Below are 14,839 nucleotides of genomic sequence, written 5' to 3' on the forward strand. Positions count from 1 at the left end.
CGGTCGGGCTACGCCCTCCCTACGCCGCGCTCAGCGCAAGCTGGCGCCTCACAACAACGTTACCCGATCCCGCAAGGGGGTCCCTTTTAGACGCCTATCGGGGGTCCCGTTTGCACGCCGATTGACACCCCATGCCCCCATATCGAGCCGAGCTGCATGCCGCCCATCGATTGCCAGACCTGCCGGCCGAGCTGCATGTCGGCGCGTGTAAACAAGGTCTGGCCGCTTTGCGTGACTACGCGTTCGGGCAATGGGGGTGCCTGAATGCTGATATCGCGCCCCACCAGCAGCAGAACGGCGAACGATGTCGCAAGCAATGCGAAGAGCCAAATCCAGAGTTTGCGCGTATTGCTCATGGAATTCCCCCTTGTCGGCTATCCCGTTCGAAGCGATACAATCTTGGGCTGGGACCTGTCCTTCAACCTGTTGGCGACGGAACGGCGCACTGCTTGCGCGCCCAGGTGCCGAAGTATATCAAGTGTGTGTTGCGGGAAGAAGAACCGCAGGAAGACGCTATCCGCGCGCTAATCCTGACTGATCGACGCACCTGCCGGCTCACCAATACTCACATCGGCAGGCGGAAAAAGGATTGTCAACAGCAGCACGGAATCGTCGAGACCCTTTATCGAATGGGGTGCACCGCCTTCGAGATAGACCCACTGATGCGCCGCCAACTGGGTCACTGTTTCGCCGAGCCCCAATTGCACGCATCCTTCAAGGCAGTGTAGGGTTATGCTGCCGGGAACCTGATGCCGCGGCATGTCTGTCCCACGCGGGATCAAGAGGCGAATGGCTTCGAACTGGGCGGTTTTGACGATCGCCGTCGAGTGTTCGGTTTCGGCTGAAAGCGGCATCAATGAAAGGTCAACGACCTCGCCGGCTGCCGCGTGATGCAGAGCCATTATTCGGATTTCTCCCTTACGATGCGATGATGGCAATGTTCGCGTGGAACGATGCGGCCGACGATCCGGCGGAACTGCGCCGCGATCCCCGCGAACAGGCCTATTGACTGGCGACGAGGGTCGAACGGCGAAGGATCGACCGGCTGGCCGCATTCAGGGCAGACCATGCCTCAGGCCTCCTTTTCCAATGCCAGTTGCCGACTGCGCTTTCGGACAGGGGGCCCCTGAAGAGCGCCGACCTCCTGGCGATCGAAGATCGCTGCGATATCTCCTCGTTTGGCAAGCAGGTCGGCGAGCGTATAGCGGTCAAGCACCGCCATGAACGCACCGAGTGCTTCCCTTAACACGCCCGTAAGGCCGCAGGCCGGAGCGACAACGCAGCTTCCGCAATCGACAAGATCGAAGCCATCTTCTGTGCGACGAACGACCGCGCCGATATTGATCTGCTCTGGTGGCATACCCAGGCGAATGCCCCCGGACCGTCCACGCACACTCTCGACATGACCGCTTCGCACCAGTTCAACGACCACTTTCATCAGGTGGTTCTGTGAGATCCGGTAGGCCTGCGCCACCTCACCGATCGAACAGAGCCGTTCAGGCCGGGCGCCTAGATAGAGCAGTGTGCGCATGGCATAATCTGTGAAGAGGGTAAGTTTCACGGCCTTTTCCCCGCATTTGGTCGGCTCGCGCTAAAAACATGCATATGCGTTACATCTTTTTTGCCCCATGTCCAGATGTTTGCTTATCGCTGATCTTCGGTATGATACTTCACCCACATCGAGCGCGGGGGACCGTGAGAGATGGCACCGCTCTTGCGCGCGCCTGACTGCGCGCGCTATGTCCAGTATCTGTTGAAAGCAGCGCACGCCGATTTGCGGCGATGGATAACAAAGGCGCGGCCATCCTCGTCTGCGGCAGTTTGAATGGCATGGTGCAAGCTGTCCATGTCTCACTCTCGGCGATCTTGGGCGATGAATAGCTCGACATGATGGCGGAGACCGGAATTTGTAAGCGCGACGTTTAGCAACAGGATGGGCGTCAGCTCAGGCCCCGTAAACGCCTATTGAGGTGTCTTGACATGGATCGCGCAGTGTTTCGCAGTTTCGCGGCAAGGCTACACCGTCTAGCCATCGTTGACGGCGTGGGCGTTCACAACCATTATCGAGCAGTCGGGCCAGTCCTGACGATTAATCGAGCGGGCGCTCACCTCGACCTAACGCTGCGCCTGTTCCAGTCTGCAGAGACCGACCGGTGAGGACGGATTTGCAATAGCGGTGACTGCCTGATCCAGACAGCAAGCGCTGGTATGTAACGCTCGCCCGGCGAAGTACGCTCAAAGGATGACATGGGCACCTGCTCCCGCTAGTGACGGCTGCATGATCGGGCAGGCAGGGAAAACATCGAACAAGCATGGCCTCGTGGCCGTAATGTTTGTGCTGGCTCTGCTTACCCGTGCATTAGTTCCCACGGGCTATATGCCCGCTCAGACAGCATGGGACTGACCGTCATCCTGTGCACGGGCGAGGGAGCAAGAGAGGCCGTCATCGATATCCCGATGTCGGATAGCCAGGGGGAGCATGGAGGCGATCGGAGTCTTCAGTCTGTAACCTGCCCTTTCTTCGGTTTATCGACGCCAGCGCTGGCCGCTGATGTGCCTCGAGAGTTGCTCCCAGGTCCCGGCCTGTTTCACGAGATCGCCCAGCCACCGCCCTTGCAGGTCGAGGTTGCCGCCAGACCTTTTGCCCTTCCACCGCTTCGCGGTCCTCCTTTGGCATCTTGAACATCGGAGCCGTTGGGTTTCTGCCTGTTCGATTATAAGCGGGCAGGCTTCCCCGCGCCGCCGTTCGAGGGGCCGAAAATCTGACAGCTGAAGGGCTGCCGCTTTCGGTCTGACGCAAGCAAAAGCCTGGTCGCAGGCTACACCGGAATCGATCCGACCATGGTCTGGATAAGGCAAGCGCAAAGGATGCGGGGGACGTTCGTCCTCTTGATTCTTTGCGTCTTCGCCACTCGCATGCTCGTTCCGCCGGGCTTCATGCCGACACAGGGCGTATCCGGGTTTGTCGTGACGCTCTGCACCGGTTTCGGACCGGTCCGGACAACCATGCTTCTTCCTATGGAAAAGCAGGAAGCCGGTCATGAGGATCATAAGCCTGCATCTCACGAGACGCCTTGCGCTTATGCAACCAATGGCACCCCTTTCGACCAATCCGTCGGGTTCGCGCTGGCGAAGGCGCCGCTGCGGTACGCGCTGAGCCTCGGATCGCCGTTCATTTCCATCGGTGCACCAGGGCGCGGCATGGCCGCGCCGCCGCCACCCTCCCAGGCACCTCCTTCCGCAATGAACTGACGGAACGTCGCGCGAACACATGTCGCGCCCCTTTTGTCGACCGGCACCCGATTGGGTGCCGGCCCTGGCCTCACGGCCCGTGTAATTGCGAGATCATGTATGTCCAAATCTACCATTCACAGATATTTCGGCAGCGGCCGGCGGTTCTGCCTTTTGTCGGGAGCCGCCTTGCTAGGCGCTTCAGGTCAGGCATTTGCCCAGGAAGCAACGGCGCTTCCCGACATCGACATCGATTCCGAAGTCGTTCAGGGCGAGACGGCAGCGGGAGCCCAACGCATCGACCGTTCGGATCTGCGAGCGCGCCAGAGCAGTTCGAGCGATACCGCAAAGCTCCTGCAATCGGTTCCCGGCGTCAGCGGCTTCTCGGCGGGGGGCTTTTCGACGCTGCCGGTCATCAGGGGGCTCGAATCACAGCGCCTCGGTGTCACGGTCGATGGCGTCACCATCATGTCCGCATGCCCCAACGACATGAATCCGCCGCTCTCGTACACCGACCCACAGACCGTGCAGTCGATCGGCGTCATCACCGGCGTCTCGCCTGTCAGTTCTGGCGGCGACAGCATCGGCGGGATCATCGCGGTCGAAACCGCGCCGCCGCAGTTCGCGCGCTCGGGAGAAACGCTCCTCACCGGAGAAGCCTCCGCCTTTTACCGGAGCAACGGCGATGGCTTTGGTGGCGCCATGTCGCTCACCATGGCTAATGATGTGCTCAGCCTCACCTATAACGGCTCCTATACCCAAGCCGATAATTTTGAAGGGGGCGGCTCACACGGCACGGTGCGTTCGTCCGAGTTCGCCAAGACCGACCATAGCCTCAACCTCGCCGCGCAGACGGATATCGGATTGTTCGAGCTCAAGGGCGGCTATCATTTCTCGCCCTATGAGGGCTTTCCCAACCAGTATATGGACATGACCTCCAACAAGAGCTGGTTCCTCAACGGGCATTATGCCGGGGCCTTCGATTGGGGCGACCTCGATGTGCGAGCTCATTATCGTAACACCGATCATGAAATGAATTTCCTGGCCGACAAGGGCGGGACCGCGAACGGCGGCATGCCCATGAACACCGAAACCCGCTCGGCCGGCTATAATGTGAAGGTGGATATTCTGCTCGGCAATGCCGGCACGCTGCGGGTCGGCAACGAATTCCAGCACCAGTGGCTAAACGATTACTGGCCTGCGGTCGCGGGCAGCATGATGATGGGGCCTGACCCCTATATCAACGTCAACGGTGCGAAGCGCGACCGGCTTGGGACCTATGTGGAGTGGGAAAAGAACTGGTCCAGCGTGACGGCAATTGCGGGGATCCGCAACGATCAGCTATGGATGAACGCTGGCGAGGTCCAGCCTTATGGCACGGGCATGATGCAGATGGCCGACGTCATGGCCGCCACTGCCTTCAACGCGGCCAGCCGCCGCCGGCACGACAGCAACTGGAGCGCCTCGGCGCTGCTGCGCTACGACTTGTCGAAGATCGCCAGCCTTGAGCTTGGCTATGCCCGCAAGGCGCGCTCGCCGAACATCTACGAGCGCTACACCTGGGGCCGGGGCAGCATGTCGAGCAGCATGATCGGCTGGTTCGGCGACGGCAACGGTTATGTCGGCAATCTCGATCTCAAACCGGAAAAGGCCGATACGCTGAGCGCGACCCTTACCTTCAAGGGGGGCGGCGAGACGGGTTGGTCGGTAAGAATCTCGCCCTATTACACCCATGTGACGGACTATATCGACGTCGTGAAGCTGAAGGATTTCACCGACATGATGGGCATGCCAACGGGCTTCGCGCAGTTGCAATTCGCCAATCAGGACGCGGAAATCTATGGAATCGACGTGTCCGGCGCGGTGCCGCTCTGGTCGAGCGAGCGCTTCGGCAAGACCAGGCTGAACGCCAAGGCGAGTTGGCTGCGTGGCCGGAATATTAGTGATGGTGCGTCGCTCTATCACCAGATGCCCTTCAACGGGTCAGTGAGCCTTGAACACAGCCTTGGCGGCCTTGAGACGCAGGTGCAGCTCAGCTGGGCAGCCGACAAGGACCGGGTCGATCCGACCCGCAACGAGCCGCGGACCCAAGGCTATGCGCTGGTGGATGCTCAGATTGCCTATAGCTGGAAGACCTACCGCGTCACGCTGGCGGCTGAAAATCTGCTCGATAAGGCGTATTTTGCGCCGCTCGGCGGCATATCGCTCGGTGATTACGGTGCAACAGGCATGCTGCGTCCCGTGCCGGGGCGCGGCCGTTCGATCAATGTCGGCTTTGGCGTGAAGTTCTAGCCTTGCTCACTGCGAGGAAGCCATATCAAGACAAGTCGGGGGATGGAACATCTCCCGGCTTCCTTTCGGCTTCGCCTCGAGCAAGGTTTGTCGGGGCGCTGCTCTCTCTTCTGGTCACCTGTGGGTGGCTTTGTGGCCTGGCAGTAGGCCTCGCGGGTGTGCTCTCTCCTGAAGTACAACGGTCGGACAGACGATCTGTCAGCCTGTTCACGCTACCAACCGAACCCCAATTAGATGCGCAACCGGAACTGGCTTCCGAGCGTCCTAAACGATCCGTGGCCAGACAGCAGCAGGTCGCTATGGCTGCGGCCGATGCACGCTCTGCGAAACCGGCGGCCCAGCCTGCAGCAGCAGAAATGCGAGCGACATCTCCTTTACACCCACAACCTCCCGTTCTTGCTCCATCACCCGCACTGACCCTCCCTTCCGCGTCTGTCTCTCCTCGCGACAGGGCGGAGGCTGACAGCATCTGGACTGCCTACCAGGCCCAGGTCTGGCGGCATATTCAGGTGAGCAAACCACGCGGCATTCGTCTGTCGGGCGAAGTCGGATTGCGCATCGCGCTCGATCCTCGGGGCGAGTTGATCGACGCGCGGATCGAATCATCTAGCGGCAACAGGATGCTCGATCGTTTGGCGCTCAGAAGCGTACACGCCGCCAGTCCTCTGCCACCGCCACCTGTCGAAATACAGGACTACGATCTTGTCTTTTCAGTGAAGTTTAGCTTTAGATAAAGATCAGTTCGCGCGAGGAGAGCGGATAGAGGTATATGTTAAATAAGATCGCTGCCTGCAATATTAAATTTATGATATACCATACCATAACTGCCCGTGTATGGGATATTGGGGGTAATTCCGATAAAAACGTGCGTCTCTGGATTAGAGAGACGTGAGCATCTAGCGAGTGTATGTCAGATTTCTGCTTTAGGGCACGATTTTCCGATGACAGTATGAGAGGATTGGGTTAGGGGGCCGTTATGGTTCGGCAAGGGTTTCTGATTCTCTGGATGCTGGCGATGTCACTCGTGACATCGACCGTCGTGCATGCCCAGGAGCTTTCGACCCCGATTGCCCAAGCGTGTACTGCGGAGATGCGCGAGGAGCAGAATGAAAAGCCGGCTCCCGGCGATGCTGATCCAGCGGTCCCGCATCAGCACGGATGCCATCACGCATCCTCGTTCGTGATTGGTGTGGGGCAGGGCGAGCAGATGCTCGACCGTGCTGCGGCCTTATACGGTCCTGCATCTGCAGATGTTTTTGTGTTCCGAAATTTGGGGCCGGATTTGCGACCTCCTATCGCTTGATCGAGTCGTAACGATCTTGCAGCGCTGATGCTTGTCGGCGGTGCTGTCATACGTCTTTGATCAGGATTATTTACCATGCATCGACTGATCGCGGCCGCGCTGGCCGCGGCGTCCTGCGCGACTATCGCGCAGGCGCAGACTGCGCCGTCTGCCGAGACGAGCGCAACATTCAAGCTTGACCACGCATTGGCACTGGCCGGTGCAACATCTCCGTCACTTGATGCGGCCGAGGCCAATGTCCGGGCCGCCGAGGCCGCGAGGACCGTGGCTGGCTTGCGGCCAAACCCGCAAATTTCCGTCCAAGCGGAAAACTTGGTCGGCAGTGGACCCTATCGGAGGGCCGATCGCCTGGAGACCACCACCTCCTTTGCACTGCCGATCGAACTGGGAGGAAAGCGATCAGCCAGGATCGGCGTTGCCGATGCTCGTTCGCAGCGTGTCGCGCTTCAGGCCGCAATCACTCAGGCCGATCTCCGGCTAACGGTCATACAAGCGTATGCGCAGGCGGCGGCGGCCCAGCAGAGACTGACAACAGCGCGGGACCAGGCGCGAATTGCGGGAGAGGGGTTTCGGGCGGCTGAAGTGCGGGTCCAGGCCGGTCGGGCATCGCCCATAGAAGTCCAGCGCGCGGATGTAACCCGCATCAACGCGGATGCCGAGGTTCAGCGGGCCGAGCGATTGGTAGAAGTAGCCCGGTTTTCATTGTCAAAGCTGGTTGGCCAGCCGGTGTCCGGCGAACTTGATACATTCTGGTTTGCCGATGTGCGCAGCGGCTATGGGCCGATGCAGGAGATCGAAAGCGCAGGCACGCTGGCCATGGCGGCCGCTGAGGCTGATCTGGCGATCGCTGACGCGGGTGTACGGTTGGCGCGTTCGCAGCGGGTTCCCGATCTCACCGTGAGTGCAGGCGCGCGCCAGTTCCGCGAGACCGGCGATACGGCCGCTATGTTTAGTCTGACAATTCCGATTCCGGTGTTCAACAACGGCAAAGCTGCGTTGGCACAGGCGACATCTGAACGTCAATTTGCTGAAGCACAGCGGCGAGTTACGGCCCTCGAGGTCGATCAGGCGATCGCGCGCGCTCAGGCGGATGCGGCGAATGCGGCGACCACTGCCGTAACAGCCAAGGGGCCAGCCCTGCGGGCTGCCGAAGAGGCAGCCCGTATCGCTCGAATAGGCTACCGCGAAGGCAAATTCGGTCAGCTCGAACTGCTCGATGCAGAACGCACATTAGCTGAAACGCGCCTCGCAGCGATTGACGCCCTTCTCAACTATCACAACGCCCAGGCGCAGCTCGAGCGGCTGACTGCTCCCGCGAACGACCTCCAGGGGAACTGATCATGAAATATTATGTGAAAGCGGCCTTGCCGCTTACTCTCGCCGCAATGCTGATGGGGGGGTGCTCCGGGGGCGATCCTGCACCTGAGAAGGCTGAAAATGCTGAAAATGCAGCGGGCGCCGGGGAAAAAGGAGAACATGCCGAGAAGGAAGGCGAGATCGACCTTAACCCCGACCAGATAAAGGCTGCAGGCATCGAACTGGTTCGTGCGGTACGCAGTGGTGGAGGTGCGTTGACTTTGCCGGCGACGATTGAAGGTGATCCGCAAGGTATGCAGGTCGTTTCCGCAGCAATCGGTGGTCGTGTGGTTTCGCTTACACGCAATCTCGGTCAATCGGTTGGTCGGGGGCAGACACTGGCGATCATCGAAAGCCGCGAGGCCGCATCGCTCAATGCAGAAATCGAAGCTTCGCGCGCGCGGTTGTCGCTTGCCGAATCCAATCTGCGGCGCGAGCAGAGACTTTTCGATCAGAAGGTTTCTCCTGAACAGGATCTGATCGCGGCGCGGACCGCGGCGACAGAAGCCCGGATTTCGCTGCGTCTCGCACAGCAGCAGGTGTCGGCGGCGGGCGGTGGCGGCGGTGCGCTTAATCGCATTGCCATCACCGCCCCGCTTGCCGGTCAGGTGGTCTCGCGCAGCGTAACGCTGGGTCAGACAGTAGCAGCCGATGCGGAATTGTTCCGGGTTGCAAATCTCGGACGGGTCGCGGTCACACTTTCACTGGCACCCGCTGACGCAGGCAAGGTGCGGCCCGGGTCTGAAATCGAGATCGTATCCGGTGCCCGCAAATCCGTCGCGAGGGTCGACTTTGTTTCGCCAATCCTTGACGAAGCGACTCGTCTCGCGAGCGTCATCGCGGTCATCGATAATCGCTCAGGACAATGGCGGGTGGGAGAACCGGTCACTGCCTCGATCCGCTTGGCGGGTGGAACTGGAGCGGCATCGGTACTGGTGCCACAAAGTGCGGTACAAACCGTCGAAGGGCGGCCCACGGTGTTCGTGCGCACAGATCATGGTTTTCAGGCGACACCCGTTACGCTCGGCAGCCCGAGCGGGGACAACGTAGTCGTAACCTCGGGGCTTAGGGGCGACGAGCAGCTCGCTGGTCCTAACAGCTTCACCCTCAAGGCTGAGCTCAGCAAGGGCGAAGCGGAGCATGGCGGACATTAATCATGATTGATCGTATCGTCACATTTTCCGTCGAGCGGCGCTGGTTTGTGCTGCTCATGACGCTTATCGCCATGGTCATCGGAGGCTGGGCAATCGCTCGACTGCCGATCGATGCCGTTCCCGACATCACCAACAACCAGGTGCAGGTGAATATCACCGCGCCCGCTCTCTCGCCCGAGTTGGTCGAGAAGCAGATCGCCTTTCCGATTGAAACGGCGCTCGCAGGTGTGCCTGGCCTTGAATATACCCGCTCGCTCAGCCGCAACGGATTTGCTCAAGTCACGGCTGTCTTCAGCGAATCGACCGACATCTATTTCGCACGTCAACAGGTCGCTGAACGGCTCAGGGTGGCCGAGGAAAACCTGCCCGACGGTGCCGTCCCGACTATGGGACCGATCGCGACGGGTCTCGGCGAAGTTTATATGTGGACCGTCCACTTCGAGCACCGCAAGGAGGACAAACATAAGCCGGGCGAACCCGGCATGCAGCCCGATGGCAGCTACATAACGCCAGAGGGCGATCGGTTGGTAAGCGAGGCCGATCAGGCGACCTATCTGCGGACGGCGCAGGATTGGATCGTTGCTCCATTGCTGAAGAACACGCCTGGCCTTGCGGGCGTCGATTCCATTGGCGGATATGTGAAGCAGTTCCAGGTCATTCCTGATGTGCAGCGGCTTGCCGCCCTGGGGCTGAATCTGACTGATCTCGCCCAGGCTCTTGAAGAGAATAATGTCGGCGTGGGTGCCGGCGTGGTCAATCGTGGCGGTGAGGGTCTCGCTGTCCGCTCCGATGCGCGTATCCGCAATATCGGCGAATTGGCCGGTACGGTCATTGCAACCCGCGAAGGCACGCCGATCCGGCTCGACCAGGTGGCACAGGTGCGTCTCGGCCAGGCTATTCGGTACGGCTCGGCCTCCGAGAACGGCAAGGAGGTCGTGGTCGGCACCGCCATCATGCGGATTGGCGAGAACAGCCGCACCGTGGCCTCGGCGGTCTCTGAACGCCTTGAGGGGATTAATGCCTCGTTGCCGACTGATGTTGTGATCCAGCCGGTGCTCGACCGAACAGCGTTGGTCAATTCAACGATCAAGACGGTTGCGAAAAACCTCACCGAAGGCGCACTGCTGGTCATCGTCGTGCTCTTCCTGCTGCTCGGCAACTTCCGGGCGGCACTGATTGCGGCATTGGTCATTCCAATTACGATGTTGATGACCAGTTTCGGCATGCTGCAAGGAGGCGTGTCGGCTAACCTGATGAGTCTGGGGGCGCTCGACTTTGGTCTGATCGTCGATGGCGCGGTTATCATTGTTGAGAACGCACTCAGGCGTATTGCGGAACGTCAGCATCATCTTGGACGAAACCTGTCGCTCGGCGAGCGGCTTGAGTCCGTTGTCCGCGCTGCGCGCGAAATGATCCGTCCGACCGTGTTCGGTCAGGCGATCATCATCCTCGTCTATGCGCCGATGCTCACGCTTACAGGCGTGGAGGGCAAGACCTTCTCGCCAATGGCGCTCACTGTCATCATGGCGCTGGTCGGTGCCTTCGTCCTTTCGCTCACCTTCGTGCCAGCGATGCTCGCCATCTGGCTGTCGAAGCCGGTTGAGGAGAAGGAAGGCCGGATCATGTCCTGGCTCAAGCGCAAATATGAGCCGGGGCTGGATAAGGCGATGAAGCGGCCTACGCTCACCGTAGGCGTGGGTGTCGGCGGCTTCCTTGCAGCGATCTTGGCTTTCTCCTTCCTCGGACAGGAATTCCTGCCGCAGCTTGATGAGGGCGATCTTACCGCTCAGGTCTTGCGTGTGCCAGGAACGTCGGTCGACCAGAGTCAGGCGATGCAGTCCCGGATTGAAAGTGCGATCGGGAAGCTGCCTGAGGTAAAATTCGTGTTCTCGAAAACCGGTACGGCGGAACTGGCGTCCGATCCGATGCCACCCAACATCTCCGATACGTTCATCATCATGAAGCCGAAGGATCAATGGCCTGATAGCGGCCTTTCAAAAGCGGCGTTGATCGCAAAGGTCGAGAAGGTACTGGAAGGCTTGCCGGGCGGTGCTTTCGAGATCAGCCAGCCCATCCAGATGCGATTCAATGAGCTGATTGCGGGCGTCCGCGGGGATGTCGCTGTCAAGGTATTTGGTGACGACTTCGATGCGATGAATGCGACGGCGAACCAGATCGCAGCGATCCTCCGCAAGACCGAGGGGGCAGCGGACGTTCGAGTGGAACAGACCCAAGGCTTGCCGATGCTCGACGTCCGTCCAAATCGCGACGTCATGTCACGGCTGGGTATCTCAGCAAAGACTGTCCAGGATACCGTGTCCGCCGCTATTGGTGGCCGGAATGCCGGGATGATCTTTGAAGGAGACCGGCGCTTCTTCGTCACTATCCGTCTGGAGGATGCGGCGCGAGCCGATCTTCAAACGCTGGCCCAGGTGCCTGTCCCGCTTCCGAGCGGTGGCTTCGTTCCGTTGCAAAGCGTGGCGGAGATCGGCGTTACCGATGGTCCCAATCAGATCAGCCGCGAGAATGGCAAGCGGCGGGTCGTGGTGCAGGCGAATGTGCGTGGCCGCGACGTCGCCGGCGTCGTCGACGACGCGCAAGCGATGATCGACAGCGAAGTGCGCCTTCCTCCCGGTCAGTATCTCGATTGGGGCGGGCAGTTCGAGAATCTCCGTTCGGCGAGCCAGCGGCTGATGCTGGTGGTGCCAGCGTGCTTCGCGCTCATCATGCTGCTGCTCTACGGAGCTTTGGGAAGCGTTCGCGATGCGTTGATCGTGTTCACCGGTGTACCCCTCGCGCTGGTCGGCGGCGTTGCCGCCCTTGCTCTTCGTGGCATGCCCTTCTCCATCTCGGCAGCGGTCGGCTTCATCGCCTTGTCCGGTATCGCGGTGCTGAACGGCCTCGTCATGGTGACTTCGATCCAGGAACTCATGGCGAATGGGATGGATCGGGCGAAGGCGGCCTATGAAGGCGCGATGATGCGTTTGCGTCCTGTGGTCATGACCGCGTTGGTCGCAAGTCTCGGCTTCGTGCCGATGGCAATCGCCACCGGATCGGGCGCGGAAGTTCAGAAGCCGCTTGCAACGGTGGTGATCGGCGGGTTGATTACAGCTACTTTGCTGACGCTGTTCGTGCTTCCGACCCTTTACGCCCGCTATGGGCGTAAAGAGATGGACGTTCCGAAAGACCGGACAGCGGATCAATCCGAAGGCGATGACAGCGGTCTGGTGGAAGCGCACCCATGACCTGGGCAGGTGAGCGCGCGGTTCGTAAGGTTGCGCTTCTCACTAGGCGGCGAGCGGCTTTGCTGCTCGCCGCCGCCACGGGACTAGCGCTCGCCGGATGCACGACCGGGCCTCCCCTCGCAAAAGGAGTCCACGCTTTTCCGAGCGAGCAGGTCGAGATATTCTGGGTGCGGGCTTACCCTCGGGCGGGTGGCGTTCTCGTTACGGGTAATGTGCGACGAGCGAGCATGGCCCGGACAGTGCATTGGGGACATCTTCACGTCTCCGTCGATGTCTCCGGGGCTCACGGTCGGGTGAGCAGGGACACCCGCTGGACTGGTTCGCTTGCTACGCGTGTTCGACGTTCGGCGCGCTTTAGCGTGCTGATCCCCGGCGTGTCGATCGAAACGGTTGAGTCGATCAATGTAGAATATCGCGGCGAGCGCGATCCTCCAACACCACCCGAGCCATCAGACGGGGCGGCGACAATCTCGATGCATGACGGCAAGCGAGAGCGGATGTGAGTAGTCACGTATACGCTCGCGCCGGCGTGAAAGGTCACATTGGCGATGGAAGAAGAAACCAGTTTCACGATCAATATGTCCCCGATCAGAGTCTGGTCTCATCTGACCGATTTCAAGTCGTTTACTCTGTGGCACCCAATTTATTGTTTCGAAGAGGTAGAGGCCGAGCCCGACAAGCCTATGCCGCTGCGTTACGCGCTGTTTCGGGGCCAATATCGCATAAAAGCGGAAGCGACGCTCATTTTGGCCGAGAAACCGGATCGGATCTGCTGGACGATCGGGATCAGCGGCATGGTTATCTATGATGAAACTTATACGTTTAAAAGTGTCGGTTCGGGTTGTGAAGTTCGACATGCAGTGAATTATCGGGGCCTATTTGGCCGCATCATGAGCATGTTCTCCAAGCGGGGGCTGCGTGCGACGCTGCGCGCCGAAGACGGCGCATTTGTCCGATTCTTGAAGAAGGAGATGCGCAGCGCTGGGTCCGTGCCGAACCGGCAGCGGCGGCGTGCCCAGGCTGCGCGACATGCCCGGAAGGCGGCCAACGATGGATGAAGCGCGTTCCAAGCGGCGAACTTTGTGGATCGTCCTCATTCTTAATGCTGGAATTTCCGCAGCATTCTTCGTCGTCGGTTTGACGGGGGACTCAAGCGCGCTGATCGCCAATGGTGTCGACAATCTTTCCGACGCTCTTGTCTATCTGCTGAGCCTGATCGCGCTAAGTCGGGGCGCCCTTTGGAAAACGCGTGTTGCGAGCGTTTCAGGCGTGATGCTTCTCCTGTTTTCGCTCGGTATCCTACTCGATGTGGGGCGGCGCTATGCGTATGGCAGCGAGCCCATAGGATCGGCGATGATGGCGATGTCTGCGGGCGCAGCGATCGTCAATTACATCTGCCTTCGGCTTCTCCAGAAGCTTGAGCAACCCGATGTGGCGTTGCGAGCTGCAACGACTTTCAGCCTCAACGACTTCATCTCCAACGGCGGTATTCTCATTGCGGGCGGTCTTGTGCTTTGGTTTGAGACCAACTGGCCCGATCTGATCGTCGGTTTTCTCACTGCGCTGATTGCCATGAAAGGCGGCGTAGAGATCCTTGCCGATGCTCGTGCAGAATCCCGGCGGAAGGGGCACCAGAAATCATGAGACGGCGCGCAGACATATGCGAAAGCAGAACGATCGCCGAAGCTCGCAGCGGGTTCCTTCGGGGACGCTCCCCCACCATCGTCTCCCCCGGGCGGTGGTGTGAGAAGGAGCCGCGCCGTGGATGCCTTGCCCCAGGTGTCCACGGCGAAGGATTTGGCGAAGGTTGGATGTAGCTATGCTGGCTCGACTTCGTTCACACCGCAGTCTTTACCTCCGGCCCTTGGCGCTACTGGGTATGGGAGCGCTGCTTCTGGGCAATGCCGGTTGTTCTTCGCCGACTGATGACTCCACCGATGGAAATCAGGCTCGGACCTCGGTAGCGGGAATGATCGGTCAGCATCTTTACATCTGCGAAGATGGAACGAAAGTCGATGTCGATTTTCTGGGTGATGGCCTGACACTTGATCTCACGATTCTGCCCGATGGCGAGACCAGAAGGCTGATTTCACCGGGAACTGGTGTGCCCTTTTTCGGTGACGGTATTAATCTACAAATTGTCAGTGGAAAGATACTGATCCTTCGCCCCGACATTCCGGCAAAAGCGTGCCGCCGAGTGAAGACTGACGCTTCCCAGGATAAGCTGCATCCTAATTAGACGCAGCGTCGTTACACGA

At 59.8% G+C, this 14,839-nt stretch carries 15 protein-coding genes; 11 read left to right on the forward strand and 4 right to left on the reverse strand.

What is annotated here, in order from left to right:
* Nucleotides 1-86: 86 nt before the first annotated feature.
* The 4 genes from WP12_RS12970 to WP12_RS12980 form a co-directional block, all read right to left on the reverse strand.
* A complete protein-coding gene (locus WP12_RS12970; RefSeq protein ID WP_046194145.1) occupies nucleotides 87-356 on the reverse strand; it encodes a hypothetical protein in 270 nt (89 codons plus the stop codon).
* A 168-nt stretch (nucleotides 357-524) separates the two neighbouring features.
* Entirely contained in the window at nucleotides 525-902 is a 378-nt protein-coding gene (locus WP12_RS12975; protein ID WP_007015448.1) for a hypothetical protein, read from the reverse strand.
* A complete protein-coding gene (locus tag WP12_RS25300; RefSeq protein ID WP_153811644.1) occupies nucleotides 902-1,069 on the reverse strand; it encodes a hypothetical protein in 168 nt (55 codons plus the stop codon). Before WP12_RS25300 ends, WP12_RS12975 begins: the two co-directional genes overlap by 1 nt.
* Nucleotides 1,070-1,072: 3 nt before the next feature.
* Complete coding sequence (locus tag WP12_RS12980) at nucleotides 1,073-1,561, reverse strand: Rrf2 family transcriptional regulator (RefSeq protein WP_007015446.1); 489 nt, start codon at nucleotides 1,559-1,561, stop codon at nucleotides 1,073-1,075.
* A 1,307-nt stretch (nucleotides 1,562-2,868) separates the two neighbouring features.
* On the opposite strand from WP12_RS12980, the gene WP12_RS12985 reads away from it, so the two are divergent.
* The 11 genes from WP12_RS12985 to WP12_RS24860 all read left to right on the forward strand — a co-directional run bounded on the left by WP12_RS12985 (nucleotide 2,869) and on the right by WP12_RS24860 (nucleotide 14,820).
* On the forward strand, nucleotides 2,869-3,252 hold the full coding sequence (locus WP12_RS12985) for a hypothetical protein (RefSeq protein WP_039858535.1): 384 nt from the start codon (nucleotides 2,869-2,871) through the stop codon (nucleotides 3,250-3,252).
* Between the two features lie 99 nt (nucleotides 3,253-3,351).
* Nucleotides 3,352-5,523, forward strand: a complete 2,172-nt coding sequence (locus WP12_RS12990; RefSeq protein ID WP_084691141.1) for a TonB-dependent receptor — start codon at nucleotides 3,352-3,354, stop codon at nucleotides 5,521-5,523.
* Between the two features lie 356 nt (nucleotides 5,524-5,879).
* Nucleotides 5,880-6,257 (forward strand): energy transducer TonB, encoded by a 378-nt coding sequence (locus WP12_RS24150; protein ID WP_084691143.1) that lies wholly within the window; start codon nucleotides 5,880-5,882, stop codon nucleotides 6,255-6,257.
* Nucleotides 6,258-6,499: 242 nt separating this feature from the next.
* Complete coding sequence (locus WP12_RS12995; RefSeq protein ID WP_007015435.1) at nucleotides 6,500-6,826, forward strand: hypothetical protein; 327 nt, start codon at nucleotides 6,500-6,502, stop codon at nucleotides 6,824-6,826.
* A gap of 75 nt (nucleotides 6,827-6,901) precedes the next feature.
* Nucleotides 6,902-8,164 carry a TolC family protein gene (locus WP12_RS13000; RefSeq protein WP_007015434.1) on the forward strand — a complete coding sequence of 421 codons (1,263 nt, stop codon included), beginning with the start codon at nucleotides 6,902-6,904 and terminating at the stop codon, nucleotides 8,162-8,164.
* A 2-nt stretch (nucleotides 8,165-8,166) separates the two neighbouring features.
* Nucleotides 8,167-9,336, forward strand: coding sequence for an efflux RND transporter periplasmic adaptor subunit (locus WP12_RS13005; RefSeq protein ID WP_007015433.1), 1,170 nt, complete (start codon nucleotides 8,167-8,169; stop codon nucleotides 9,334-9,336).
* Between the two features lie 2 nt (nucleotides 9,337-9,338).
* Nucleotides 9,339-12,581, forward strand: coding sequence for an efflux RND transporter permease subunit (locus tag WP12_RS13010; protein WP_007015432.1), 3,243 nt, complete (start codon nucleotides 9,339-9,341; stop codon nucleotides 12,579-12,581).
* A 293-nt stretch (nucleotides 12,582-12,874) separates the two neighbouring features.
* Entirely contained in the window at nucleotides 12,875-13,084 is a 210-nt protein-coding gene (locus tag WP12_RS24855; RefSeq protein ID WP_152663990.1) for a hypothetical protein, read from the forward strand.
* Between the two features lie 45 nt (nucleotides 13,085-13,129).
* On the forward strand, nucleotides 13,130-13,639 hold the full coding sequence (locus tag WP12_RS13015) for an SRPBCC family protein (protein ID WP_039858511.1): 510 nt from the start codon (nucleotides 13,130-13,132) through the stop codon (nucleotides 13,637-13,639).
* Entirely contained in the window at nucleotides 13,632-14,225 is a 594-nt protein-coding gene (locus WP12_RS13020) for a cation transporter (RefSeq protein ID WP_007015429.1), read from the forward strand. The genes WP12_RS13015 and WP12_RS13020 overlap by 8 nt, the downstream gene beginning before the upstream one ends.
* Before the next feature lie 235 nt (nucleotides 14,226-14,460).
* The gene (locus WP12_RS24860) at nucleotides 14,461-14,820 is read left to right on the forward strand and encodes a hypothetical protein (RefSeq protein ID WP_007015428.1); all 360 of its coding nucleotides are present in this window, start codon (nucleotides 14,461-14,463) and stop codon (nucleotides 14,818-14,820) included.
* Nucleotides 14,821-14,839: the final 19 nt, after the last annotated feature.

The sequence above is a fragment of the Sphingomonas sp. SRS2 genome (assembly GCF_000971055.1).
GTDB lineage: Bacteria > Pseudomonadota > Alphaproteobacteria > Sphingomonadales > Sphingomonadaceae > Rhizorhabdus.